This is a genomic window from Salinifilum ghardaiensis, assembly GCF_054491345.1.
Genome location: NZ_CM137101.1, coordinates 3,818,756 through 3,843,660 on the forward strand (window position 1 = coordinate 3,818,756; position 24,905 = coordinate 3,843,660).

The 24,905-nt window shown below is 73.6% G+C and carries 24 protein-coding genes; 6 read left to right on the forward strand and 18 right to left on the reverse strand.

Annotated elements, in window-relative coordinates; translation table 11 throughout:
• Window positions 1–13 precede the first annotated feature (13 nt).
• The gene (locus ACVGV0_RS17410) at window positions 14–172 is read right to left on the reverse strand and encodes a hypothetical protein (RefSeq protein WP_459156752.1); all 159 of its coding nucleotides are present in this window, start codon (window positions 170–172) and stop codon (window positions 14–16) included.
• Window positions 173–547: 375 nt separating this feature from the next.
• Here ACVGV0_RS17410 and ACVGV0_RS17415 point away from each other — a divergent pair, with 375 nt between their 5' ends.
• From ACVGV0_RS17415 to ACVGV0_RS17425, 3 genes are all read left to right on the forward strand, one after another.
• Complete coding sequence (locus ACVGV0_RS17415) at window positions 548–1,339, forward strand: carbon-nitrogen hydrolase family protein (protein WP_459156753.1); 792 nt, start codon at window positions 548–550, stop codon at window positions 1,337–1,339.
• A 141-nt stretch (window positions 1,340–1,480) separates the two neighbouring features.
• Entirely contained in the window at window positions 1,481–2,917 is a 1,437-nt protein-coding gene (locus ACVGV0_RS17420) for an MBL fold metallo-hydrolase (protein ID WP_459156754.1), read from the forward strand.
• A gap of 51 nt (window positions 2,918–2,968) precedes the next feature.
• Window positions 2,969–3,559 carry a rhodanese-like domain-containing protein gene (locus ACVGV0_RS17425; protein ID WP_459156755.1) on the forward strand — a complete coding sequence of 197 codons (591 nt, stop codon included), beginning with the start codon at window positions 2,969–2,971 and terminating at the stop codon, window positions 3,557–3,559.
• A gap of 112 nt (window positions 3,560–3,671) precedes the next feature.
• On the opposite strand, the gene ACVGV0_RS17430 is transcribed toward ACVGV0_RS17425, so the two are convergent.
• From ACVGV0_RS17430 to nadA, 4 genes are all read right to left on the reverse strand, one after another.
• Complete coding sequence (locus ACVGV0_RS17430) at window positions 3,672–4,589, reverse strand: CPBP family intramembrane glutamic endopeptidase (RefSeq protein WP_459156756.1); 918 nt, start codon at window positions 4,587–4,589, stop codon at window positions 3,672–3,674.
• A 122-nt stretch (window positions 4,590–4,711) separates the two neighbouring features.
• Entirely contained in the window at window positions 4,712–5,569 is an 858-nt protein-coding gene (gene nadC, locus ACVGV0_RS17435; protein WP_459156757.1) for a carboxylating nicotinate-nucleotide diphosphorylase, read from the reverse strand.
• Window positions 5,566–7,158, reverse strand: coding sequence for an L-aspartate oxidase (locus ACVGV0_RS17440; protein WP_459156758.1), 1,593 nt, complete (start codon window positions 7,156–7,158; stop codon window positions 5,566–5,568). The genes nadC and ACVGV0_RS17440 overlap by 4 nt, the downstream gene beginning before the upstream one ends.
• The gene (nadA, locus tag ACVGV0_RS17445; protein WP_459156759.1) at window positions 7,155–8,168 is read right to left on the reverse strand and encodes a quinolinate synthase NadA; all 1,014 of its coding nucleotides are present in this window, start codon (window positions 8,166–8,168) and stop codon (window positions 7,155–7,157) included. The genes ACVGV0_RS17440 and nadA overlap by 4 nt, the downstream gene beginning before the upstream one ends.
• Before the next feature lie 165 nt (window positions 8,169–8,333).
• Here nadA and ACVGV0_RS17450 point away from each other — a divergent pair, with 165 nt between their 5' ends.
• Window positions 8,334–8,999, forward strand: a complete 666-nt coding sequence (locus ACVGV0_RS17450) for an NUDIX hydrolase (RefSeq protein ID WP_459160044.1) — start codon at window positions 8,334–8,336, stop codon at window positions 8,997–8,999.
• Window positions 9,000–9,045: 46 nt separating this feature from the next.
• Here ACVGV0_RS17450 and ACVGV0_RS17455 read toward each other — a convergent pair whose 3' ends face one another.
• Together ACVGV0_RS17455 and ACVGV0_RS17460 are read right to left on the reverse strand one after the other, a co-directional pair.
• Window positions 9,046–9,747, reverse strand: a complete 702-nt coding sequence (locus ACVGV0_RS17455) for an LON peptidase substrate-binding domain-containing protein (protein WP_459156760.1) — start codon at window positions 9,745–9,747, stop codon at window positions 9,046–9,048.
• 182 nt (window positions 9,748–9,929) lie between these two features.
• Window positions 9,930–10,541 (reverse strand): DUF2567 domain-containing protein, encoded by a 612-nt coding sequence (locus ACVGV0_RS17460; protein ID WP_459156761.1) that lies wholly within the window; start codon window positions 10,539–10,541, stop codon window positions 9,930–9,932.
• Window positions 10,542–10,821: 280 nt separating this feature from the next.
• Here ACVGV0_RS17460 and ACVGV0_RS17465 point away from each other — a divergent pair, with 280 nt between their 5' ends.
• Together ACVGV0_RS17465 and ACVGV0_RS17470 are read left to right on the forward strand one after the other, a co-directional pair.
• Entirely contained in the window at window positions 10,822–12,807 is a 1,986-nt protein-coding gene (locus ACVGV0_RS17465) for an arabinofuranosyltransferase (RefSeq protein WP_459156762.1), read from the forward strand.
• A gap of 221 nt (window positions 12,808–13,028) precedes the next feature.
• The gene (locus ACVGV0_RS17470) at window positions 13,029–14,054 is read left to right on the forward strand and encodes an AsnC family protein (protein ID WP_459156763.1); all 1,026 of its coding nucleotides are present in this window, start codon (window positions 13,029–13,031) and stop codon (window positions 14,052–14,054) included.
• A gap of 30 nt (window positions 14,055–14,084) precedes the next feature.
• Here ACVGV0_RS17470 and ACVGV0_RS17475 read toward each other — a convergent pair whose 3' ends face one another.
• From ACVGV0_RS17475 to pgeF, 11 genes are all read right to left on the reverse strand, one after another.
• Window positions 14,085–14,420, reverse strand: coding sequence for a hypothetical protein (locus tag ACVGV0_RS17475; RefSeq protein WP_459156764.1), 336 nt, complete (start codon window positions 14,418–14,420; stop codon window positions 14,085–14,087).
• A gap of 86 nt (window positions 14,421–14,506) precedes the next feature.
• Window positions 14,507–15,394, reverse strand: a complete 888-nt coding sequence (locus ACVGV0_RS17480; protein WP_459160045.1) for an RluA family pseudouridine synthase — start codon at window positions 15,392–15,394, stop codon at window positions 14,507–14,509.
• 41 nt (window positions 15,395–15,435) lie between these two features.
• Window positions 15,436–16,110 carry a signal peptidase II gene (gene lspA / locus ACVGV0_RS17485; RefSeq protein ID WP_459156765.1) on the reverse strand — a complete coding sequence of 225 codons (675 nt, stop codon included), beginning with the start codon at window positions 16,108–16,110 and terminating at the stop codon, window positions 15,436–15,438.
• A gap of 26 nt (window positions 16,111–16,136) precedes the next feature.
• Window positions 16,137–16,385 carry a hypothetical protein gene (locus tag ACVGV0_RS17490; protein WP_459156766.1) on the reverse strand — a complete coding sequence of 83 codons (249 nt, stop codon included), beginning with the start codon at window positions 16,383–16,385 and terminating at the stop codon, window positions 16,137–16,139.
• A 129-nt stretch (window positions 16,386–16,514) separates the two neighbouring features.
• On the reverse strand, window positions 16,515–19,688 hold the full coding sequence (gene ileS / locus ACVGV0_RS17495) for an isoleucine--tRNA ligase (protein WP_459156767.1): 3,174 nt from the start codon (window positions 19,686–19,688) through the stop codon (window positions 16,515–16,517).
• 338 nt (window positions 19,689–20,026) lie between these two features.
• Entirely contained in the window at window positions 20,027–20,737 is a 711-nt protein-coding gene (locus ACVGV0_RS17500; RefSeq protein ID WP_459156768.1) for a hypothetical protein, read from the reverse strand.
• Window positions 20,738–20,843: 106 nt separating this feature from the next.
• Window positions 20,844–21,755: a DivIVA-like cell division protein Wag31 gene (gene wag31, locus ACVGV0_RS17505; protein WP_459156769.1), complete on the reverse strand. Its 912-nt coding sequence runs from the start codon at window positions 21,753–21,755 to the stop codon at window positions 20,844–20,846.
• Between the two features lie 46 nt (window positions 21,756–21,801).
• Entirely contained in the window at window positions 21,802–22,086 is a 285-nt protein-coding gene (locus ACVGV0_RS17510) for a YggT family protein (RefSeq protein WP_459156770.1), read from the reverse strand.
• A gap of 18 nt (window positions 22,087–22,104) precedes the next feature.
• On the reverse strand, window positions 22,105–22,725 hold the full coding sequence (locus ACVGV0_RS17515; RefSeq protein WP_459156771.1) for a cell division protein SepF: 621 nt from the start codon (window positions 22,723–22,725) through the stop codon (window positions 22,105–22,107).
• A 72-nt stretch (window positions 22,726–22,797) separates the two neighbouring features.
• Window positions 22,798–23,526, reverse strand: coding sequence for a YggS family pyridoxal phosphate-dependent enzyme (locus ACVGV0_RS17520; RefSeq protein ID WP_459156772.1), 729 nt, complete (start codon window positions 23,524–23,526; stop codon window positions 22,798–22,800).
• Entirely contained in the window at window positions 23,523–24,263 is a 741-nt protein-coding gene (gene pgeF, locus ACVGV0_RS17525; protein WP_459156773.1) for a peptidoglycan editing factor PgeF, read from the reverse strand. The genes ACVGV0_RS17520 and pgeF overlap by 4 nt, the downstream gene beginning before the upstream one ends.
• Between the last annotated feature and the right edge of the window lie 642 nt (window positions 24,264–24,905).

Below are 24,905 nucleotides of genomic sequence, written 5' to 3' on the forward strand. Positions count from 1 at the left end.
AGCTGAGCAGCAGTCAGCTGAGCAGCAGCACCAGCGCACCCACCACGATGGCGGCGACCACCACGACCACCCCGGTCACCAGGATCATCCGGAATCGCGGCGCGTCCTCGCGCGCCTCGGACTGGGCCCGCTCCTTCCACTGCAAGAAGGTGGTGCCGTCGCCCTCGCTCATGAACCGACTCCTCGTTCTCGTCGTGCGCGGGGTCGCCGCGCTGTTCGCCGCACGCGGTCCTTCCAGCCTGACATATCGTCCGGAGGCCGCGAGCGTTGACACGTGACGCAACCGTGCCACCGCATTCAGTGACGCGCGCGACCGGGCCGGCCACCACCGCTCCGCATGCTGCCAAAACCGCGTCCCGACCGCGTCCGCGGGGCGCAGCGCGGCCACGGACGCGAAATACGTTCGCGTGAGCGCGTTTCCCGCTGGGCGCGCCCACTGTGGACGCGCACCGCCCCCGTGCGCACGCCACCACCGGCCGCGCTCCCCTCCCCGAGGGCCGGACGTGCTGGTATACACGCCGGGAAGCCCGCGAAGAGAGGGAGCGACATGCGCATCGCGTCGTGCCAGATCGTGTCCACCCCCGACCCCGGCGAGAACCTCGACCTCGTCCGCGCCGGCGTGCGCGAAGCGGCCGAGGCCGGGGCGCAGATCGCCGTGTTCCCCGAAGCGACGATGGCGTGCTTCGGCGTGCGCCTGGCGCCGCTGGCCGAACCGCTCGACGGCCCGTGGGCGGGCGAAGTGCGCCGCGCGGCGCGCGAGGCGGGGCTGACCGTGGTGGCGGGCATGTTCACCCCGGGCGAGGACGGCCGCGTGCGCAACACGCTGCTGGCCACCGGCCCGGACGTGGACACCTCCTACGACAAGATCCACCTCTACGACGCGTTCGGCTTCGCCGAGTCGCGCACCGTCACCGGCGGCGAGGAACCCGCGACCATCACCGTCGGCGACACCACCCTCGGCCTGAGCACGTGCTACGACGTGCGCTTCCCCGGCCTGTACACCACGCTGGCCGAGCGCGGCGCGACGGTGGTCCTCACCGCGGCCTCGTGGGGCGCGGGTCCCGGCAAGCGGGAGCAGTGGGAACTGCTCACCCGCGCGCGTGCGCTCGACTCGACCACCTGGGTGGTGGCCTGCGGCCAGGCGAACCCGCGCAGCATCGGGCGCGAACCGAGCGACAAGGCCCCCACCGGCATCGGCCACAGCCTCGTGGCCACGCCCTTCGGCGAAATCCGCGCGCAGGCCGGTGAGACCCCCGAGGTGCTCGTCACCGATGTCGACCGGGAAACCGTCGAGGAAGCGCGCTCGAGCCTGCCCGTGCTCGCCAACCGCCGGTTCTGACGGTGCCGGAGGCGGCCCGGGCCGCCGGCCCGGGCGGGGAGCGCCCCGGGCCGGCGGCCGCACCGCCGCGGGACGCTGCCATGCGGCAGGCGCGCCCCGACCCCGACAATGGTGCGAAACCGCCGCGACCGGGGGTGCGCCATGGCAACGACCGGATCCGACCGGGACGTCCGCGTGGAGATCATCGAGACCTCCTCGCTCGGTGACCGCAGCTACCTGGCCACCGACGGCGAGCGCGCCGTCGTGGTCGACCCGCAGCGGGACGTGGACCGCGTGCTCGCCCTCGCCGGACAGCTCGGTGCGCGGATCGCGCTCGTGCTGGAAACCCACATCCACAACGACTACGTCTCCGGCGGGCTCGACCTGGCCCGGCTGACCGGCGCCGACTACGGCCTCGCCGCCGCCGACGAGGCGCCGTTCCCGCACACCCCGCTGCGCGACGGCGATGTCGTGCCGGTCTCCGCGGCGCTGCGGGTCCGCGCCCTGGCCACGCCGGGGCACACCTTCCACCACCTGTCCTACGTCCTCGAATCCGAGGCGGGCGCGGTGGGCGTGTTCACCGGCGGCTCGCTGCTGTTCGGCACCACCGGCCGCACCGACCTGCTCGGCCCGGAGCACAGCACGACGCTGGCCCGGCACCAGCACGCCTCGGCGCACCGCCTCGCCGAGGAGGTGCCGGACGGCGCGCGCATCTGGCCCACGCACGGCTTCGGCAGCTTCTGCTCGGCCACCCCGGCGGGGGGTGATTCCGCCACGCTCGGGCACGAACGCGGCACCAACCCCGCGTTCACCCTGGCCGAGCAGGACTTCGTCGACACGGTGCTGTCCGGGCTGGAGACCTACCCCGCCTACTACGCGCACATGGGCGTGCGGAACCTCGCCGGGCCGGAACCGGTGGACCTGCGACCGCCCGCCGCGGCCTCGCCCGCGGACCTGGCCGACGGGCTGGCCCGCGGCGAGTGGATCGTCGACCTGCGCAACCGCCGCGCCTACGCGGCCGCGCACCTCGCCGGGACGGTCAGCCTCGGCCTGGACGGGTCGCTGGCCACCTGGCTGGGGTGGCTGGTCGACTGGGGCGCGCCGATCACGCTGCTCGGGCGCAGCCGCGAGCAGGTCGCCGCCGCGCAGCGGGAGCTGGCCCGCATCGGCATCGACGGTTTCGCCGGTGCGGCCACCGGGGAGCCCGCGGACCTCGCCACCGAGCGCAGCCCGGTGCGCAGCACCCGCACCGCCGACTTCGGCGCGCTCGCCGCCGCGCTGCGCGGCGATCCCGGTTCCCTGCCCCCGGCCGAGGTCGTGCTGGACGTGCGCACCCCGGGCGAGTTCCGCGCCGCGCACGTCACCGGGGCGGTGCACGTGCCGCTGTACGAGCTGCGCCGGCGGATCCCGGAGCTGCCGGGCGGGATGATCTGGGTGCACTGCGGCAGCGGGTACCGCGCGACCACGGCGGCCTCGCTGCTGGAGGCGGCCGGGCGCGCGGCGGTGGTCGTGGACGACCGGTTCGACGGGGCCGCCGCTGCCGGCGTGCCGCTCACCTCCGCGGAGCCCGCGGAATCCGAACCGGCGCAGTCCCGGTGAAGGCGCGCTCTCTGGAAGAATTCCTCCGGCCGACCACTGCGAGGAGACCTGATGAGCCGTTTACTTCCCGAGGCCCTCGACCAGGGCGCGGCGCGCGCCCTGCTCACCTCCGCGCCGAACGCCCGGGTCATCGACGTGCGCACGCCGGGCGAGTTCCGCGCCGAGCACATCCCGGGCGCGCGGAACGTGCCGCTGGACCTGCTGCGCGCGCACCGCGGCCACCTCGGCGGCGCGCACGAGGACCCGTTGCTGCTGGTGTGCAGCTCGGGCGCGCGGGCCGAGGAGGCCCGCAGGCTGCTGGCCGAGACGGACCTGGGCGATCCGGTCGTGCTCGACGGCGGCATGGCCGCCTGGCGGCAGCAGGGCGGTCCGGTCGAGCGGGACGCGCAGAAGTGGGCGATGGAGCGGCAGGTGCGCCTCGCCGCCGGGGGTCTCGTGCTCACCGGCGTGCTCGGCAGTGCCGTCGCGCCGAAGGCGAAGTGGCTGGCCGCCGCCGTCGGCGGCGGACTGGTGTTCTCGGCGGTGACGAACACCTGCGGCATGGCCCGCCTGCTGGCGCTGCTGCCGTACAACCGGGATCCCGCGGCCGAGGGGCTGGAGCGGCTGTCGGCGATCACCACCCCGCGCAGCACCGCGAACTAGGGGAGTCCGCGGATGGGCTGGGGTGGATGGGGGTAGCTGGGAGGAACCTCCGGCGGGGCCTCGCTGCGGGGCCCCCGACATCGGGCAGCCGCTCCCGGAGCCCGCTCCGGGATCACCGGGACTGCCCGGCGGCCGCGGGGCGGGCGCGGCGCAGCACCAGCACCACCGCGGTCAGCAGCGCGGCGAGCACGAGGGTGGTGATCGCGCTGCCCTCGACGCCGAAGCCGCCGCCGGTGATCGGGGTGGCACCGGCGGGGTCGGCGGAGACGTCCCACCAGGTGGTTCCGAGGTCCATCCCGGACACTTCGATGCCGTAGACGTTGCCCTGCGCCCAGTTCCACACGGTGTGGAAGGCGCACACGCCCCACAGCCCTCCTTCGGCCACGGCCCACAGCCCGAGCAGCACGCCGATGAGCAGGATGTTGACCAGGGCGATGACGCTGATCTCGAGGTTGGTCACGTGCAGCAGCGCGAACAGCACCGCCTGCACCGCCAGCGCCGCGGGCAATCCCCAGCGCCGGTGGGTGACCTGCAGCAGGTACCCGCGGGTGAGGACCTCCTCGGTGCTCGCCTGCACGGCGAAGACCGGCAGCAGCGCGAGCACCACCGCCGAGGCGCCCGCTGCGCGCACCTCGTACTGCCCGCTGAGGAGGTTGATCGCGACCGGCAGGCTCAGCGCGACCGCGGCGACCGCGGCACCGCCCAGCAGCACCGCCGGGACGCGCCGCGCGAGCGGGAAGCCGAGACTGCCGAACGGGCGCACCTCCCGGAACCGCAGCCACAGCGCCAGCAGCACCAGCGCTCCCGCACCGGTGAGCAGCATCGCCGCCTGGTCGACCGGGCCGACGTCACCGCGCAGCACGGCCAGCGGGGACGCCCCCAGCAGCGGGAACAGCACGAGGCCGGCCAGGTACTGCCCGGCCAGCAGGCACGCGAGCACGACCACCGCGCCGAGGGCGGGGCCGGTGCTCCTGCGCCCCCGCTCCGGCCCGTCCAGCAGCGCGTTGCCGCGCTCGACCGCGTTCACCACGGCAGATCCCCCTCTCCGGCCACGTGCTGCGCGGCCGCGTCCCGCACGACCGCACAGCGGTGATCATGCCGTCCGCGGGTGCCCGCCGCCGCACCGGGCCCGCGCACGCGCCGCCGAGGCGGTCACATGTCCAAGCCCACGTCCAGCGCGGGAGCGGAGTGCGTCAGCCGCCCCACGGCGAGGAAGTCCACACCGGTCTCGGCGTAGGTGCGGGCGCGCTGCAGCGTCAGCGCCCCCGAGGCCTCCAACCGCACCTGCGGGGCGCTGCTGCGCGCGCGGTGCACCGCCGCCGCGCACCCCTGGGGCGTGAAGTTGTCCAGCAGCACCAGCTCCGGCTCCCCCTCGAGGGACTCGGCGAGTTCATCCAGTGTGGACACTTCGACTTCCAGCGGGAGTTCGGGCGCGCTGCGGCGGCACGCGGCGATCGCGGCGCCCACCGAACCGACCGCGGCGATGTGGTTGTCCTTGACCAGCAGCGCGTCGCCGAGCGCCATCCGGTGGTTGACCCCGCCGCCGCAGCGCACCGCGTACTTCTGCGCCGCGCGCAGCCCCGGCAGCGTCTTGCGGCTGTCCCGGATGCGGCAGCCCGTGCCGGCCACGGCCCGCACCCACTCGGCGGTCGCGCTGGCCACTCCGGACAGGTGGCACAGCAGGTTCAACGCGGTCCGCTCGGCGGTCAGCAGCCCCGCCCCGGCCGCGCGCACCCGCAGCACGCGGTCCCCCGCGGCGACGGCGTCCCCGTCGGAGAGGTCGCGGTCCCACTCGTAGTCCGCACCCAGGACCTGGTCGAAGACCTCGCGCACGAACTCCAGACCCGCGAGCACCCCGTCGCCGCGCGCGTGCATCGCCGCCTCCAGCGGCGCCTGCCCCACGGTGGCGCGCGTCGTCGCGTCGGGACCTTCGGCCAGGTCCTCGTCCAAGGCCGTGCGCACCAGCGCGCGCACGTGCTCGGCGTCCAGTCCCGCACCGCTCCCGGTCATGCCGCCGCCCTCGCCAGGCCCGGACCGGTGGTGCGGATGAGCGCGCCGGAGACGTCCAGCCGCAGCACCACGCTGCGGGCCTGCTGCCCGTCGGCTTCCGGGAAGTCGCCGCGCCGGTGGCACCCGCGCGACTCGGTGCGCAGCTCCGCCGCGGTCAACAGGGTCTGCCCCGCCAGGGCCAGCGCGGACTCCTCCACGGCCCGGCGGTCCTGCAGCGGCCGCACCACGGCGGTGCGGTCCAGCACCTCCGCGGCCTCCCGCAGCCCGCCGGCCGATCGCTCCAGCGCGGCGTGCCGGCCCATGGTGCGCTGCAGCAGCCCGCGGTCCACCACGGGGTGCGCCGGCACGGCCGGGTCCTCCACGCGGCAGCGGCGGTGCTGGCCGGAGGTGTCCCGGGCGACCGCGCGCGCAGCGCGCTCGCCCACGACGAGTCCTTCCAGCAGGCTGTTCGAGGCCAGCCGGTTCGCCCCGTGCAGACCGGTGCGGGCCACCTCGCCCGCGGCGTAGAGCCCGGGAACGCTGGTGCGCCCGGACAGGTCGGTGACGACCCCGCCGCAGGCGTAGTGCGCGGCGGGCGCGACCGGGATCGGCTCGGCGACCGGGTCGATGCCCGCTGCGCGGCAGGTCCCGGTGACCGTGGGGAACCGCTCGGCGAAGCGGTCCACGCCCGTGGTGTCGAGGAACGCCTGCCCGCCGGTGCGGCGCAGGTGCTCGTCGAGCGCGGCCGCGACCACGTCGCGCGGTGCGAGATCGGCCCGCGGGTCCTTGTCGGCCATGATCCGCCGCCCCGCCCCGTCGACGAGCACGCCGCCTTCGCCGCGCACCGCTTCGGTGATGAGCGGCCGGCTGCCGTCCGGGGCGCCGGGGGCGCACAGCGCGGTCGGGTGGAACTGCACGAACTCGACGTCGGCCACGCAGGCACCGGCCCGCAGCGCCAGCGCCAGCCCGTCGGCCGTGGCGATCTCCGGGTTCGTCGTCACCGCGTACAGCTGGCCGATCCCGCCGGTGGCCAGCAGCACCGCCGGGGCGCGCACCGTCCCGGGGCGGCCGTGCTCGTCGAGCACGAGAGCTCCGACCACGGCCCCGTCCTCACCGCGCAGCACGTCCACGACGCAGTGCCGCTCGAGCACGGGGGTTCCCGCGCCGCGCGTGCTGTCGCTCAGGGCCCGGTGCACCTCCGCACCGGTGGCGTCACCACCGCAGTGCACGACGCGGAACGCGGTGTGCCCGCCTTCGCGGGTCCGGGCGAGCCCGCCGCCGGCGTCCCGGTCGAACCGCACACCGGTCTCCTGCAGCCGGCGCAGCGCGGCGCCGCCGTCGGCGAGGATGCCGTGCACCGCTTCGGGTGCGCACAGGCCCGCTCCCGCGGTCAGGGTGTCCGCGGCGTGCCGCTGCACGCTGTCCCCGCCGGGGGCCGCGCCGTCGGCGCAGGCGATGCCGCCCTGGGCCCAGGCGGTGCTGCCCTCGGTCAGCTCGGCCTTGCTGATGACGAGCACCCGCAGGCCCGCCTGCCGGGCGGTGCGGGCGGCGGTGAGCCCGGCCACGCCGCTGCCCACCACGACCAGGTCGCACCGGGTCTCCCAGGTCACTCGCCACCTCCCGGCGTGCCGATCGCCACCATGCGCTCCACCGCCCCCCGCGCGCGTCGCGCGGTCTCGGCGGGCACGCGCACCTCGTCGGTGCCGTCGGTGAGGCAGCGCAGCAGGGCGCCCGGCGTGATCATCTTCATGTAGCGGCAGCTGGCCCGCTCGTTCACCGGTTGGAAGTCGACCTCGGGGGCGGCTCGGCGCAGCTGGTGCAGCATGCCGACCTCGGTGGCCACGAGCACCGAGGGCGCCTCGGCCTTCCCGGCGGCCTCGAGCATGCCCCCGGTGGACAGGATCTTCACGCGCTCGTCCGGCACGCTGCCCGCGCCGGCGAGGTACAGCGCCGAGGTGGCGCAGCCGCACTCGGGGTGCACGTACAGCTCGGCGTCCGGGTTCTGCTCGGCCCGGCGCGTCAGCTCCGGACCGTTGATGCCGGCGTGCACGTGGCACTCGCCGGCCCACACGGCCATGTTCTCCCGCCCGGTGACGCGCCGGACGTGCGCGCCGAGGAACTGGTCGGGGCAGAACAGCACGGGCTGCTCGGCCGGAACGGAGCCGACCACGTCCACCGCGTTCGAGGAGGTGCAGCAGACGTCCGTCTCGGCCTTCACCTCGGCCGTGGTGTTCACGTAGGACACGACCACCGCACCGGGGTTGTCGGCCTTCCACTCGCGCAGCTGCTCGCCGGTGATGGACTCGGCCAGGGAACACCCGGCCCGCTCCTCGGGGATGAGCACCGTCTTGTCCGGACCGAGGATCTTCGCCGTCTCGGCCATGAAGTGCACTCCGCAGAACACGATGGTGCTCGCGGTGCTGCTGGCCGCGATGCGGCTCAGCGCCAGGGAGTCGCCGGTGTGGTCGGCGATGTCCTGGATCTCGGGCAGCTGGTAGTTGTGCGCGAGGACGACCGCGTCGCGCTCCTCGACGAGCCGGCGGATCTCCCGCGCCCACGCTTCGTCCGGCACCACGTCGGCCTCCGCGGCCCGGTCCCGGAGCTGGGCGTCAGCGGCCATGCGAACCTCCCGTCCCGAACGACGCCCCCGGCCGGTCGGCCGGTTCCTGCACTGCGCCGTTTCGCCGCCGCAAGTTTTCGCCTTATAATCGAAAACGTGCCTCATCCTAGCAACGGCGCAAACGCGACGGGGAGCGAGATACGTCACGAAGTTCTGGCCGCGGTGCTGCAGGTGCACGACGCGCGCCTGCACGTGCTGCTGTGGCGGCGCGCCCGCCCGCCGCACGAGGACCGGTGGTCACTGCCCGGAGGGCGGCTGGCCACCGACGAGGAGGTGGCCAGCTCGATCCGCCGCCAGCTCGCCGACAAGGTGGACGTGCGCACGCTCAGCCACCTCGAGCAGCTCCAGGTCTTCAGCTGCCCGCGACGCGTGCCCGGGGCACGAGTGCTCGCCACCGCCTTCCTCGGCCTCGTGCCCAGCGACACCTGCCCGGAGATCCCCGGCGACACGCAGTGGCACCCCGTGGACGCGCTGCCGCGCACCGCGTTCGACCACGACCGCATCATCTACGCCGCGCGCGAGCGGCTGCGCGCCAAGCTGTCCTACACCAACCTCGGCTTCGCCCTCGCCCCCGGCGAATTCACCATCACCGAGCTCCGGAAGCTGTACTCCGCGGCCCTCGGCTACGAGGTGGCCGCCACGAACCTGCAGCGCGTGCTCACCCGCCGCGGCGCGATCACCGCCACCGGTCGCACCGTGCCGGCGGGGCGCTCCGGTGGCCGCCCGCCCGCGCTGTTCCACTTCACCCACCACGAGCTCGAGGTCACCGACCCGTTCGCGGTGTTCCGCCCGCCGGAGGCCGCGAACCACTCGCGGCCCGCCCCGGACTGAAGGAGTCCGCGGACCGGCCGGCGCGCTCGCCGCACCGCGAGCGGGATCAGTTCGAGCTCGACTCCTGGGCGAACTCGGCCAGGGCGGCGGGCACCGCACCGAGCCGGTGCCGGAAGAACGTCTCCCGCCGCACCAGCCGGCACGCCAGCCGCAGCCGCGCCAGCGGATCCGTCTCGGACAGCACGTCCTGGCGGTCCTCGGGGCTGAGCACGCAGTCGTCGGCGAGCCGGTAGGACAGCAGCGCGACGTCCTCGGGGTCCTCCTCCCCCGCGGAGGCCCCGGCCGGCTCCGGATCACCCGACCGGCCCGCGGACTCCGCGACGGCCCGGTAGTCGCGGCGCACCCGGCGGGCCGACTCGGCCAGCCGCGCGCGCCGCTGCGGTGAATCGGACTCCGCCTCGGTGTCGGGCAGCGGCTCCACGCGCCCCATCAGGTACGGCGCGGCGTGGTAGTCGACCTGCAGCAGGCGGAACCGCTGCTCCCCCGCAGCCGTGATCTCGTACTGGTCGGCGGGAAGCGAGGTCGTCCTGGACAGCCGGGCGGTGACGCCGATGTCGTACATCGCGTCCACGTTGTCGGTACCCACTTCCCACCCCTGCCGGATCGCCACGACCCCGAACAGGGAGTCCGGCACCACGTGCTCGCACAGGTCGCTGACGAGCTCGCGGTAGCGCTTCTCGAACACGCGGAGCTGGAGGGAGCCGCCGGGCAGCAGCACGCTGTTGAGCGGGAACAGCGGAAGATCCACAGTGGCCTCGCACATCACACCGAAGGACGAATCGTTACGCGGTCGGATGCTCTGCTCTCGGAGGCCCTGCGGGGCGCAGTCCGCCGCACCGGACCGCACCAGCGACGTCCGACAGGCTGAACGCAGGCATCAGCAACACGATAACCGAAGCGCAACCCCTCCCCGTTCCCACGAGGAGGTGATCAACCGGTGCGCCTGCCGAGGTCGTCCCGCCCGTTCCACGCCGCGGCCAGCGCGTAGACCAGCACGAACGCCATCGGCTGCACCAGGACGACCCACGCCGTCGGCGCCTCCGGCGGCATGGTGAGCACGTCCCCCGGCCGCGGCCGATCAGGAGAGGGGAACCACAGGGCCGCGAACGTCACACCCAGCTGCGTGCCCAGCCACGAGGCCCCGACGGACCCCAGCGCGCCGGCGAGCGCGTACACCGGCCCCCGCCGGCGGCGCACCATCCACATCACCGCGCCCGTCCACACCCCGGCGGTCGCGGCCAGCAGCGCGAAGATCGCCATCGCGTCGAACGCGTGGTAGTTGTCCGTCAGCAGCGGCACCAGATCACCGCTCGGCGCGACCCCGCGTTGCCGGGGCGGGGCCAGCAGCGACCACACGAACCCGAGCGGCACCCCGAGCATCGCCACCAGCGAGGCCGCGCTGAGCCCGGGGAGCAGGTCCGGTTTGACCACCGCGCGGGGCCGCGGCGCGGGTGCGGCGAGCAGGAAAGCGTCGTCGGCGGGGCCTGTCGGCGCGGCCCAGGACGACGCGGCGCGCGAGCCGTTCTCCGGTTCCTCGGGCACCCGCCAACCTCCTCCGGGGTGGAAACGCGTCGTATCGCTGAACGAGCCGTGCCGCGGGAGGCGGCGGGGCACCCGGTGAACCCGCACCGGCGTCCCCGGCACGCGGTCCGCACGACCGTGGCGGCAGGCGCCCGCACGAAGCGCTCCCGGAGCACAGCTCCGCTGCGGCCGCACAGCCTAACCGCCCGCCCCCGCCGGGCCGCGCACCCGTGATCCCGACGGCGCACCGACATCCACTATTCTGCGCCCACTCCCCGTGCCTGACGCGAAGGACCCGAAAGTGACCGGAATCCTGCCGAGTTCCTTGCTGACCGGGCCGGGCCCGGTCGACGAACCCCATCGCGGCGCGGCCGTCCGCCTGACCCTGCGCACCACGATCGCCGAACTGCTCCTCGGCACCGCGGTGAGCGCGGTGGTGAGCCTGCTGATCCAGTTCGCCATCACCCGGTTCAGCATCATCGAACCGAGCAACGCCCCGGAGGCGCTCGCCGTCGTCAGCGGGGCGCTGGTGCTGGCGGCCCTCCTCGGCGCGCTCGTCTTCGGACGGCGGCACCGACCGCGGTGGCTGCGCCTCGGCGGGATCTGGGCAGGACTGTCCACATTCGTCACTTTCGTCCTCGCCATCCCGTTGCACTCGACCCGCTTCTACTTCGGCGGGTCCTCAGTGGACAACGGGTTCCGACTGCAGTACATGACGCGCATGGCCGAGAACACCGGCCTCGTCGACATGAACTACGCGCACCTGGCGCCGTACTACCCCGCCGGCTGGTTCTGGCTCGGCGGCCGCTTCGCCAACCTCATCGGCTGGGAGGGCTGGGCGGCGTACAAGCCGTACGCGCTGACCTGGGTGGCGGTCACCGCGGTCGTCGCGTTCACCCTGTGGAGCATCGTCGTGCGGCGGCGGCTGGCGGCGCTCGCCGCGCTCGTCACCGCGCTGACCGGCATGCTGCACGGCATCGAGGAGCCCTACGCCTGGCCGTCGGCGGCGTGGCTGCTGCCGATCGCCGCGCTGACCTGGCAGGTGCTGCGGCACGAGCACCCCTCGCCGCGGTGGGTCTACGGGCTCATCGGCTGCTACGTCGGGTTCGCCGCCGTCACCTACACCCTGCACTTCGGCTTCGCGGTGCTGCTGGTGGTGACCATGGCGGTGATCATCGGCGCGTTCCGCGTCCGCGCCGGCCACCCCCGGGGCGCCACCGCCCTGCGGCTCTTCCTCCGGCTGCTGCCGATCGGGCTGATCAGCCTCGTCCTCGCCCTGCTCGTGTGGACGCCGTACCTGATCGCCACAGATTTCCTGCTGAACAGCCCCCGCAGCGCCGCCCAGCACTACCTGCCGGAATCCGGCGCGTACCTGCCGATCCCGATGACCGAGGCCGACGCGCTCGGGGTGCTGGCCCTGGTGGGGCTGGTGTGGCTCATCCTGCGGTGCCGCAGCAACGAGATCGCCGCGGCGATGCTCACGGTCGTGCTCGCCGTGTACGCCTGGTTCGCCCTGTCCACCCTGGCGCTGGTCGCCGAGACGACGCTGCTGGCGTTCCGGCTGAACGTCGTCCTCGACGCCGCGCTCGCCGTGACCGGGGTGTTCGCACTCGTCGACGTCATCGCGCGGGTGCGCCGGAAAGCGCCGGCGCAGTACGCGGTCCGCATCGGCGCGGTCAGCTTCGCCGCGGCGTTCTTCGGCGCGATGACGCTCGCGCAGACCGCGGTGGGCGACGAGCTCGCCGACTCCGTCACGACCGCCCACGAGGACTACTACCCGAACGGCACCAACGCCTTCGGCGGCTCCGACCGCTCGCAGCCGGGCGCCGAAACCGCCGCGGTCGACCGGGCGATCCGCTCGATGACCGGACGTGCGCCGCAGGAGAACATCCTCCTGACGACCGACTACAAGATCATGTCGTTCCGGCCCTACTGGGGCTTCCAGCAGGAGACGCCGCACTACGCCAACCCGCTGGCCGAGTACGACCGGCGCGCCGCGGAGATCGAGCGCTGGTCCGGCGCCCGCAGCGGCGAGCAGCTGGCGCGCATGCTCGACTCCAGCGCGTTCGCCGCGCCGAACGCGCTCGTGCTCCGCCTGCCCGAGGACGGCGCGGCCGCGGATTCCGGCAGCACCTCCGGGGACCTGAGCCTGGAGCTCAAGGCCGACGCCTTCCCCCGGGATCCGAACGTGCACGACTACCAGGTGTTCTTCGACCCGGCCGTCTTCGACTCCCCCGAGTTCGAGTACCGCGACGTCGGCCAGTACCGCGTCATCGTGCGGCACTGAGGTCCACCGAGGCCCCGGGACCCCGCCCACTTTTCTGGATTCGTTCCAGAGAGCACAATTTTCCTGAAAATTGCGAGTTGTCCCCACACGATTGGCCGACGATTGATCACCACGCCATCGTGTGAGGGCGCGGTGGAGGACAGCCGGACGGGGGCGGCAGGGGACGCGGGCCCGGCCTCCCTCACCCACCGCCGCGCGCCGAACGGGTAGCGTGGCACGACGTGGCTGGTCCGGATCCGGTAGACGTACGACTGCTCAGCGCCCTCGCGGACGCGGGCGACACGACGGTGCCCGAGCTCGCCGGACACCTCGGCATGGACGTGCGCGACGTCGCGGCGCGACTGGCCGCGCTGTCCACGACCGGTCTTCCGCTGACCGTGCAGGTGGACTGCGACCAGCGCGGGCTGCGCAACGCGGTCGCCCAGGCGCAGGCGTTCACCGCCGCCCCACCCGGCCCGGCGATGCCGCCGAACGCACCGCAGCCGCCGGCCGCGCCGCCCGGTTCCGCCAGCGGTGGTTACCCCGCACCACCGCCCGGGGCGCTGCCACCGCAACACCCCAGCGGGGGGTATCCGGTGCCGCCGGCGCCGCCGTCCCCGTCGGGACCGCACTCCTCCCCCCACCCGTCGGGTCCCCGACCATCGAGACCCCAGCCCTCGGGGCCCCAGCAGACGGGCGGTGCGCCACCGGACCCGATGCACACGTGGGGCCCGCCCGCCGGATCGGCGGCCTGGGCGCGCGGTGACCACTCCCCCTCGGGCCCGCGGGGAGGCGGCAACACCGTCGACCCGCTCGCGGCGGAACGCACCCGGCCCGCGATGAACCCGCAGCAGGGGAAGATCGGCAGCACGCTCGAGGTCGCCGGCCCGGGCGGGGAGCTCGCGATCCAGCTGGTGGAGGTCGTCGACCCCGCGGACTACTTCTTCAGCGCCGCCGGGCACGAGCTCGGCGAGGGGGAGCGCGCCGTGGTGGTGCACACCGAGCTCACCAACCGCAGCCCGGTCACCTACCAGCAGGTTCCGGACGAGCACCTCGTCCTCGTCGCCGAGGACGGCACGACGCTGGGCAAGTCGGGCACGACGCTGACCTCGCGCCCCCCGCACAGCGCCCCGGTGCAGCCGGGCGCCACCGCCGGCGGGCACACCGTGTACGTGGTGCCCGAACCGACGCGGCTGGTCGCCGTGCGGTGGTCGCCCACCGCCGAGGAGACGTGGTGGAGCCTCACCTGGGACGTCACCGACCTCTGAGAGGCGATGCCCGCTCACCCGCCCCACCGGTCATTCGCTGCGCAACCACCGGCCGAGCGGACCGCTGCGGGAGGACTCGTCCTCGCTCCGGGAGCGTTCGCGCCGCAACGTGGGCCACTCCCCCGGATCTCCGGAGGAGTCCGGCTCCGGCGCGGCGCCGAGCACGCTCGGTGCCCCGGAGCCCACGTCCTCGGCCCGGATCACGTCGGCCAGGTTGTCCGCCCCGGAGGCCGGGTTTTCCCCCTCCGGGACGGCAAGGCTCCCCAGCGCGGACATGCCCGCCGGCGGCGTGGCGGTCTCGTCCTCGGGAGGTGCGGAATCCCCGCGCGGGAAGTCCTGGGGCTCTTCGGGGTTCGGCCGGTTCATCGTCCCTCCGTCCGCGGTCCGCCCGCCGGCCGGTCCGGCCGGGACCCACCCGGGTCGGCCCGGCGGTCTCGCTGATCCGCCGCAGCCTACTCCTCCGGTTCGCGCAGCAGGTCCACGGCGCGCTGCAGATCATCCGGATAGGGGCTGTCGAAGGACACCCACGTGCCGTCGGCGGGGTGCTCGAACGCGAGGGTGCGCGCGTGCAGCCACTGGCGGCCCAGTCCGAGCCTGCGCGCCAGCACCGGGTCGGCGCCGTAGGTCAGGTCGCCGACGCAGGGGTGGCGCATCGCGGCGAAGTGCACGCGGATCTGGTGGGTGCGTCCCGTTTCCAGCTTCACGTCGAGCAGCGAGGCCGCCCGGAACGCCTCCACCGTCTCGTAGTGGGTGACGCTGGGTTTGCCGCCGGTGACGACGGCGAACTTGTGGTCCTGCCGGGGGTGCCGGTCGATCGGCGCGTCGATCGTGCCGCGCGTGGGGTCCGGGTGCCCCTGCACCAGCGCGTGGTAACGCTTCTCCACGGTGCGCTCCTTGAAGGCGCGTTTCAGCGCGGAGTAGGCGCGTTCGCTCTTGGCCACGACCATGACCCCGGTGGTGCCGGCGTCGAGGCGGTGCACCACGCCCTGGCGCTCGGACGGGCCGGAGGTGGCGATGCGCACCCCGGCCGCGGCCAGCCCGCCGATCACGGTCGGGCCCTCCCACCCGGGACTCGGGTGCGCGGCGACCCCGATGGGCTTGTGCACCACGGCGATGTCGTCGTCCTGGTGGAGGATGTCCAGCCCCTCGACGGGCACCGCGACGACCTCCGGAGGCCGCTCCGGCTCCGGCAGGCTGACCTGCAACCAGCTGCCGGCGATCAACCGCTCGGACTTGCCGAGCTGCGCGCCGTCGACGACGACGTCACCGGACTCGGCCATGGACGCCACGGCGCTGCGGGACAGCCCCAGCAGCTTGGCCAGCCCCGCGTCCACGCGCATGCCGTCCAGCCCGTCGGGCACCGGTAAGGATCGAAGGTCGCTCACGTGTCGTCCTCAGCTCGCTTTCCTCGCTTGCGCTGCACCGTTCCGTCGTAGTCGCGCCCCAGCAGCGACAGCAGGATCACCAGCGCACCACCGCAGACGATGCTGGAATCGGCGATGTTGAACACCGGGAAGTAGGCGCCGTTCGGGGCGAAGACGGAGATGAAGTCGACCACGTGCCCGCGCAGTGGTCCGGGTTCGCGGAACAGCCGGTCGCCCAGGTTGCCGCAGGCACCGCCGAGGACCAGGCCGAGCCCGATGCCCCACCCCGTCGAGCGGAGTTTCGGGGCCAGCCAGACGATGCCGGCCACGAACCCGATCGCGAGCAGGGCCAGCAGCCAGGTCATGCCGGTGGCCAGGGAGAACGCGGCACCCGGGTTGCGCAGCACGTCCAGGTAGACCAACCCGCCGAGCAACCGCACCGGCGGGCCGCCCTCCAGCGTGGCGACCACGGCGATCTTGGTCAGCGCGTCCAGGACGAGGACGCCCGCGGCGATGCCGAACAGGAGGGCGAGCAGGCGCCGCGATCCGCGGGGGCGGGGGGCGCGCTCATCGCCCGCACCGGTGCCGCCGGGCTCGGCGGCCCGCTCGTCCCCGTCCTGCGACCGCTCGGGCTCCGCGGAGGAGCCGTCCGCGTCGTGCGGCTGCTCCGAGGGGGGCTGTTGTGTGCTCACCGCGCCATTGTCGCGCAGTGCACGGGTTACTCGGTCGAGCGGGCCGGGGCGGTGTGTTCCCGCTCGATGCGGCGCCGCATCTGCAGCGGCACGCTCGCCGCGGTCCGCGCGGCGTCCGCGCTCGTGCGCGGAGCGGGGTCCGCCGCGGCCCGGGCGAGGTCGCCGAGCCGCTCGCGGAGGTAGTCGCCGAGGGGCTGCCCGGCGGCTCGCGCCTGGTCGCGCAGCTGCCGGTAGACGTCGTCCGGAACCTCGTCGATGCGCATCACTACTGCCATGCCGGACAGTATCCGGCAGCCTCCCCGGTCTCCGCAGCAGCGGTGATCAATTCGACGTACCACCGGGTGTGCGTACATCTCCCGAGAAACGTACGCACACCCGGGGCCGGGAACGGGGCGCGGAGGCGTTCACACCGGGGCCTGCGCCCTGGCCACCCGGACGCTGATCTGCGTGCCGTCCCCGACGCTGCCGGCGAACCCGTCCTCGACCGGACCGGACTCGACGACGCGCGCGAGGGTCTCCCCCGCGATGAAGGAGCGGTGCGCGGACACGTCGGCGAGCACCTCCTCCGGTGCGGACACGGTGACGGTGATCCGGTCGGAGACGTCGAGGTCGGCCTCGCGCCGCGCCTGCTGGATCACGCGGACCACGTCCCGGGCCACCCCCTCCGCGGCGAGCTCCGGGGTGACGTCGGTGTCCAGCGCCACCAGACCGGTGCCCGAGGGCAGGGCGGAGGCGGCGCCGGAGCCGGTGGAGACGAGGTGCTCGGCGAACTCGCCCTCCCGCAGCTCCACGCCGGCGGCGAGCACCGTGCCGGTCGCGGTGCGGGACCACTCACCGGACTTGACCGCCTTGATGGCCTTCTGCACGTCGCGGCCGAGGCGCGGCCCGGCGGCACGCGCGTTGACCGAGACCTCGAAGTGCCCGTGCGCGGCCACGTCCTCGGTGAGCTCGACCTCCTTGACGTTGACCTCGTCGCGGACGAGGTCGACGAACGGCTGCAGCGCCTCCGCGTCGGGCGTGGCGACGACCAACCGGGACAGCGGCAGGCGCACGCGCAGCTTGTGCGTCTTGCGGAGGCCGAGCGCGGTCGAGCAGACGCGCCGCACCTGGTCCATGGCGGAGACGAGCGCCGGGTCGGCGGGCAGCTCGTCGAACAGCGGCCAGTCGGCCAGGTGCACCGAGCGCTCGCCGGTGAGGCCGCGCCACACGGCTTCGGCGGTCAGCGGCAGCAGCGGGGCGACCACGCGGCAGGTCGCTTCGAGCACCGTGTGCAGCGTGTCGATCGCGTCGCGGTCACCGCTCCAGAAGCGCTCCCGGGAGCGGCGGACGTACCAGTTCGTCAGGACCTCGAGGAACTCCCGCACGCTCGCGCATGCGCCCGCCAGGTCGTAGGCGTCCATGCTGGACTGCACGTCGCCGACGAGCTCGTGCGTCTTGGCGAGGACGTAGCGGTCGAGCACGTGCGTGCTGCCGGTGCGGCGCTGGCCGGACAGGCCTTCCGCATTGGCGTACAGCGCGAGGAAGTACCACGAGTTCCACAGCGGCAGCACGGCCTGGCGCACGGCGTCGCGGATACCGCGCTCGGTGACGACGAGGTCGCCGCCGCGCAGGATCGGGCTGGACATGAGGAACCAGCGCATCGCGTCCGCTCCGTCGCGGTCGAAGACCTCGTTGACGTCCGGGTAGTTGCCCTTGGACTTCGACATCTTCATGCCGTCGTGGCCGAGCACGATGCCGTGCGCGACGACGTGCTCGAACGCGGGCCGGTCGAACAGGGCGGTGGCCAGCACGTGCAGCGTGTAGAACCAGCCGCGGGTCTGGCCGTTGTACTCGACGATGAAGTCGCCCGGGTAGTGGTGCTCGAACCACTCGGCGTTCTCGAACGGGTAGTGCACCTGCGCGAACGGCATCGACCCGGACTCGAACCAGCAGTCGAGCACGTCGGGCACGCGCCGCATCGTGGCCCGCCCGCTCGGGTCGTCCGGGTTGGGCCGGGTGAGCCGGTCGATGTTCGGCCGGTGCAGGTCGGTGGGCCGCTCGCCGAAGTCGCGCTCCAGCTCGTCCAGCGAGCCGTACACGTCGACCCGCGGGTGGTCCGGATCGTCGGAGACCCACACCGGGATCGGCGAGCCCCAGAACCGGTTGCGGGAGATGTTCCAGTCGCGGGCGTTCTCCAGCCACTTGCCGAACTGGCCGTCCCGGATGTGCTCGGGAACCCAGTCGATGCGCTGGTTCAGCTCGACCATGCGGTCGCGGAACTGGGACACGGCGACGAACCAGGAGGACACGGCCCGCTGGATCAGCGCGTTGTCGCAGCGCCAGCAGTGCGGGTACGGGTGGTCGTAGGTCTCGTGCCGCAGCAGCAGCCCGGCCTCCTTGAGGTCGCGGGTGATGTCGCGGTTGGCCTCGAAGACCTGCTGCCCCTCGTACGGCGGCACCTCGGCGGTGAACCGGCCGTGCGAGTCGACCGGCACGACCGGTTCGATGCCGGCGGCGTCGGTGACGACCTTGTCCTCCTCGCCGAAGGCGGGGGCGATGTGCACGATGCCCGTGCCGTCGTCGGTGCTGACGTAGTCCGCCTCGAGCACCCGGTGGGCGTTCTCCCGCCCGCGGAAGAAGTCGAACGGCGGTTCGTAGCCGGTGCCGAGCAGCTCGGTCCCGGAGAACCGCGCGAGGACGTGGTCGGCGATGTCCTCGCCCAGCTCGCGCTCGTAGGCAGGCAGGCGCGCCGCGGCGAGCACGTAGCGCTCACCGCTGCTGGGCGGGGCGACGACGACGTACTCGATCTCCGGGTTTACCGCTGCGGCCAGGTTGGACGGCAGCGTCCACGGCGTGGTCGTCCACACCAGGGCCAGCGCGCCGTCGTAGGTCTTGCCGGGCGCCCGCAGCCGCAATCCGGCGGTCACGGCCGGGTCCTGCCGCTGCCGGTACACGTCGTCCATGCGGGTCTCGGTGTTCGACAGCGGCGTCTCGCACCGCCAGCAGTACCAGAGCACGCGGAAGCCCTGGTAGACCAGGCCCTTGTCCCACAGGGTCCGGAACGCCCACATGACGCTTTCCATGTAGTCCAGGTCGAGCGTCTTGTAGTCGTTCTCGAAGTCCACCCAGCGGGCCTGGCGGGTGACGTAGTCGCGCCACTCCTGGGTGTAGCGCAGCACCGAGGAGCGGCAGGCCTCGTTGAACTCGGCCACGCCCATCGCTTCGATCTCGGCCTTCGAGGTGATGCCGAGCTGCTTCTCGGCTTCGACCTCGGCGGGCAGGCCGTGGCAGTCCCAGCCGAAGCGGCGTTCCACCCGGTTGCCGCGCATCGTCCGGTAGCGGGGCACCGCGTCCTTGACGTAGCCGGTCAGCAGGTGCCCGTAGTGCGGAAGGCCGTTCGCGAACGGCGGGCCGTCGTAGAAGACGAACTCGTTGGCCCCGTGGTGCCCCGCCTCGCGCGCTTCGACGGAGGCGCGGAAGGTGTCGTCGGCCTCCCAGTAGTCGAGGACCCCGCGCTCGATCTCCGGGAAGGATGGTTGCGAAGCGACCCCGGTGTCCGGCGCTTCCGCGCCGCTGAACTGCACTTTCGGATAGGTCATCGCGGCTGTGCTCCTCGCGGTGGTGTCCTCGGCTCCGCCAACACGGCGACCCGCGGTCGCCCGGGCGGGGACGGCGCCGGCTGCGCACCGGTCCGCGGTACCACCCCGCTTGCCGTTCCGCGGTGCCCGCGGAACGGCCGCTCGTTGCCGGCTGTGACGGGCCGTTCCCGTTCGGTTCTACTGAGGTGCCGCGCACCCGTTCTTCCGAAAGCTCCCCGGTGATGGCCGGATCATCGCCGCTGTCGTGCCAGCATAGCGCAGCCGCCGCACCCCCGGCCCGGCAGGCGGGCACCGCGGCGTCCGGGCGGACCCCGCCCGCGGCCCCGGCCCGGTGGTCCTCATCCGGCCTGGTGACGACGCGCGAGGTGCTCGTCCGGACCGCACCGCGCGCACGGGGTGAAGCCGAGCTCGTGGGCCTTCTCCACGGTCAGCCCCATGGGCTGCGGTCCTGCCTGCTCGGCCAACCAGGGACAGCCCTCGAGGTGGTAGCGCGGACGTCCGTCGACGACGAGCACCCGCGCGTTGAGCTGGGCCCGGCTGTGCACGCCCACGGTGACGCGCTCCACGCCCGGATCGGGCGTGGCGGACGCCCAGCGACCCCCGGAACCGGCGGAACCTGCGGACTCCGCGAGGGACCCGGACATGCGCGCGCTCCCACCGCGAGCCGTGGCCGCGGCGCCGTCCGCGGCCACGGCGCTGTCCGGTGCGGTGAGCGTGGCGCTGCTAGCAGGAGCGATGAGCGCGGTTCTACCCGCAGGAGCGGCGGTGCCGCCGACCGGTTCCGAGCTGCGCGGGCCGCGGCCGCTCCCCGACTCCCCCGGCGGAGATGTCGACTGCGACCCCGCGTTCTCGGAGCGCCGCACGCGGTGCCGCCCGCTCGCAAGCCCCGAACCGCCCGCGCGGCGCCTGCGCTTCTCCAGCAGCAGGAGCAGCAGGCCCCCGAGCACGGCCAGCAGCAGCGAGCCCCACGCCAGCTCGGGCGTGTGCAACGCGACCGCCGCGACGAGCACTCCGGCGGCGAGCACCACGAGCAGCAGCACGACGAGCACGTGGCGTCACTCCCCGATCGGGCGAACCGAGCGCGCTGACGCGGGCACCGTCACCGGCGAGGCCGCACCGGAGCGCGGCCTCCGCCGGGCAGGTGCGCCCGCGCCCTCAGCCCGCCTCTGCGCGTGCACCGAAGTTGTAGCTGGCCGAGCTCTGCTGACCGGACGCCGAGTGGCTCGTCGAGGCGGAGTGGCCGGACGAGCGGCCCTCCCCGTCCTCGGCGGCCGGAGCCGCCGAACCGCGGTCCTGCAGTTCGCGCAGCTGCGATTCGAGGTAGGTCTGCAGCCGAGTGCGGTACTCGCGCTCGAAGGTCCGCAGCGTCTCGATCTTCTTCTCCAGCGCGTTCTTCTCCTGCGTGATGTTGCCCATCACCTCGGCGTGCTTGCGCTGCGCGTCGCGTTCCAGCGTGGAAGCCTTCTCGCGGGCCTGCTGCTCCAGGGTCTCCGCCTGGGTCCGGGCATCGTTGAGCAGCGTCTCCGCGCGGCTGCGCGCGTCGTTGACCATGCTCTCGGACTTCGTCCGGGCCTCGGACAGCAGCTGCTCGGACTTCGTCCGCGCTTCGGACAGCATGCCGTCGGCCTCGGTCTTGGCCTCGCCGGTGAGCCGGTCGGCCATCTCCTGGGCGAGCCCGAGCACCTTGGCGGCCTGCACGTGGTGATCGCCACCCGAGCCGCCCTGCTCGTTCGAGCCGGACGGCGCCTCAGCGGGGACCGGGGCGAGACGGCGCGGCTCCTCCTGCGCCGTCGCAGCAGCAGTCGAGGACGGGGCCGGTTGCGCCGCCGGCTGCGCCTGGGTCTGCGCCTGGTTGCGCGCCTCTTCCAGGTCGGACTGGGCCGTCTGCAGCTGGGACTCCAGCTGCTCGACCTGGCTGCGCAGGTCGTTGTTCTCCTCCACCAGTCGGGCCAGCTCGGCTTCGACGAGATCGAGGAAGGCGTCCACCTCGTCCTCGTTGTAGCCGCGCTTCCCGATCGGGGGCTTACTGAACGCGACGTTGTGCACGTCGGCGGGCGTCAGACCCACAAGATCACCTCACGCACTCCTCGGCTGCGCCTTCCCGGGTTCCCCGCTACCCGGGCCGAACCAGTTGCATCAGTATGAACACAACCAGCATCAGCACCATAATCGACAGGTCCAATCCGACACCGCCGATCCGCACGGTCGGGATGATCCGACGCAGCAGCCGGACGGGCGGGTCGGTCACTGTGTAGATGGTCTCCAACGCGATCGCAACCCCCCCGGCGGGTCGCCAATCGCGCGCGAACACACGTACCAGCTCAACCACAATACGGGCTACCAGGAATAGCCAGAAGAAGAACAGAACGTAGAACAGGACGATCTGCACGGGATACACGCGTCAACTGTGCCACCTTCACCCGTAGTTGAAAAACGCCCCCTCCGCGAGACGCCGTTTGTCCTCCGCAGCGACGTCCACGTTCGGCGGCGAGAGCAAGAACACGCGGTTGGTGACCTTCTCGATCGAGCCGCGCAGCCCGAAGGCGAGCCCCGCCGCGAAATCGACGAGCCGCTTGGCGTCGGCTTCGTCCATTTCGGTCAGGTTCATGATCACCGGAGTCCCGTCGCGATACTGCTCACCGATCGTGCGCGCCTCGCTGTAGGAGCGGGGGTGCAGGGTTGTGATCTTGCTCAAGTTGTACTGGGTCCCGGTGTCGGTGACGGCGCGCAGCCGGGACACCGACTCGCGCGACACCTCGGCGCCCCCCGCGCGTCCGGACTGCTCGCCGGACCACTGGCGGCGCGAGCGCCCCGCATCGCGGTACTCCTCGTACCCGTTCTCATCACCATCGGTCTCCGGCTGGTAGCTTCCGCGCACGCCGGTCGTCCGACGCCGCCCGCCCATCCGGTCGGCGGGAACGTCGTAGGCGTCCGAGTCCGCGTACCGGTCACGGTAATCGACCTCGTCGTCGTACTCGTCGACCTCGTCGGCCGGGACCATGCCGAAGTAGGCCTTCAGCTTGTGCAAAGCACTCATCGGCATGCCCTTCCTGTGCGACTCCCTAGTACCGAGCGCGAGGCGGCCGACCACACGACCGCCGGCTGGCGGCTACGGCGAGGTTAACCGGCGGCCGCCGAGCAGCGCTGTTCCGACACGCACGCGCGTGGAGCCGTGCGCCACAGCACTCTCGAGGTCACCGCTCATCCCCGCGGACACATCCACAGCTTCGGGGTGATCACGCCGCAGGTGCTCCGCAACCCGCGAAAGTGTGCCGAAGGACACATCGGGATCGCCGGCCAGCGGAGCCACCGCCATCACACCACGCAGCCGCAGCGTTTCGGAACCGGCGATCACCTCCGCCAGCGCCGGCACGTCCTCCGGAGCGCACCCCCCGCGCCCCTGCTCCTCGTCCAGTCCGACCTGGACCAGCACGTCCAGCACATCGCGCCGCTCCCCCGCCTCGAGCGCGTTCGCCGCGGCTCGCCCCAGTGCTTCCGCCAACCGTACGCTGTCCACGGACTCGACCACGTCGGCCCACCGCGCCACCTGGCGGGCCTTGTTCCGCTGCAGCTGCCCGACCATGTGCCACCGCACCGCCGCCTCCGGGCGCAACGCGGTGAGCTCGGCGGCCTTCGGCGCGGCCTCCTGGTGGCGGTTCTCCGCGAACGCGCACTGCCCCAGGTCGGCCAGCAGCGCCGCGTCCGCGGCCGGGAACGTCTTGGTCACCGCGAGCAGCTCGACCTCACCGGGCGCGCGGCCCGCAGCGCTGCACGCCCGGTCCACCCGGCCGCGCACGTCCCGCAGTGCCGCGGCCAGCTCCGCACCGCGTTCGCTCACGCCTGCTCCCCCTGCCCAGCGGCGTCCTCGTCCGGCTCGCACCACACCACGGCCGCGAAACGTCCGGTGCGCCCCCGGTCGCGCCGGTGGCTGTACAGTTCGGACGACTCCACGGTGCAGCGCGGGTCCGCGCCGATGGCCGCGACCCCCGCCCCCGCGAGCTGCTCGGCGAGCCCCGCCCGCAGGTCCAGGCCCGGCGTTCCGCTGCGCGTGGTGCAGGCGCTGCCGGGCAGGTGCTCCTCCACGTCGGCGCGCATCTCGGCGGGTACCTCGTAGCACTTGCCGCAGGCCGCGGGGCCGAGAACCGCCTCGACGCGGTCGATGCGGGCTCCGGCCCGCTGCATGCCCTTCAGCGCGGACACGAGCACGCCCACGCGGGCTCCGACGCGTCCCGCGTGCACCGCGGCCACCACCCCGGCCTGCGGATCACCCAGCAGCACCGGCACGCAGTCCGCGACGAGCGCCGCCACGGCCAGGTTCGGGCGGGCCGCGACCAGCGCGTCAGTGGCCTCAACCGGTGCGGAGCGCGGTCCGTCCACGATCGTCGCGGTGCGACCGTGGATCTGCTCCATCCACACCACGTGGTCGGTGGACAGCCCGATGCCGTCGGCGAGCTTCCGCTCGTTCGCCGCGAGCGCTTCCGGATCGTCGCCGACCGCGCCGCCCAGGTTGAACGAGTCGAGGGGTGGGCGGGAGCTCCCACCTTCCCGCGTGGTGAACACGCGTCGAATCCGCACTGCTGCCCCTTCTCCGCGGTGCGCCGCGCACCGCGGCACGCCCGCTCGACATGGCTCGACACCGGAAGCGCCGCGGCGCTTCCGGTGTCGATTCTCGCGCATGCCCGCTCCGGCTCCGACGGCAGCGCGGCCCGGAGCCGGTGCGGGGCGTCAGCGCCGCATGAACGGCGGGATGTCGACGTCGTCGTCGGTGTCGTCGCTCACCGGGATCCCGCGGTTCGGCAGCGAGCCGGAGGTGCTCTGGTTCGTGCCGGTGTGCGTCGGGTAGCCGGATCCGCGCGGCGAACCGCCGGACGGTGCGGAGTGCATCGGGTTCGACCCGGACACGGGGGAGGTCGGCGAGTTCGCCCCACCGGCCGGACTGCCCGCGTCCCCGGCTGGGCCGCTGTTGTCCGGTGCCGGTTCCTGCCCGCTGTGCGGAGTCGGCGCGGCGGGAACCGAGGTGGGGTGCTGCCCGACGGCGGAACCGTCCCCGCCGATCGGGCCCTGCTGGCCCTGGTCCGCACGGCGGTGCTGCGCGGTCGCATCGCTGCGCGGGGCGGGCTCGGGGTTCTGCGCGGTCGGCTGCGGCGCGGCGGTCTCGCCGGGGGCGGCAGGAGCGCTCGGCGCCTGCTGCGGCCCCGGTGCGGCCTGGCCCGGTGC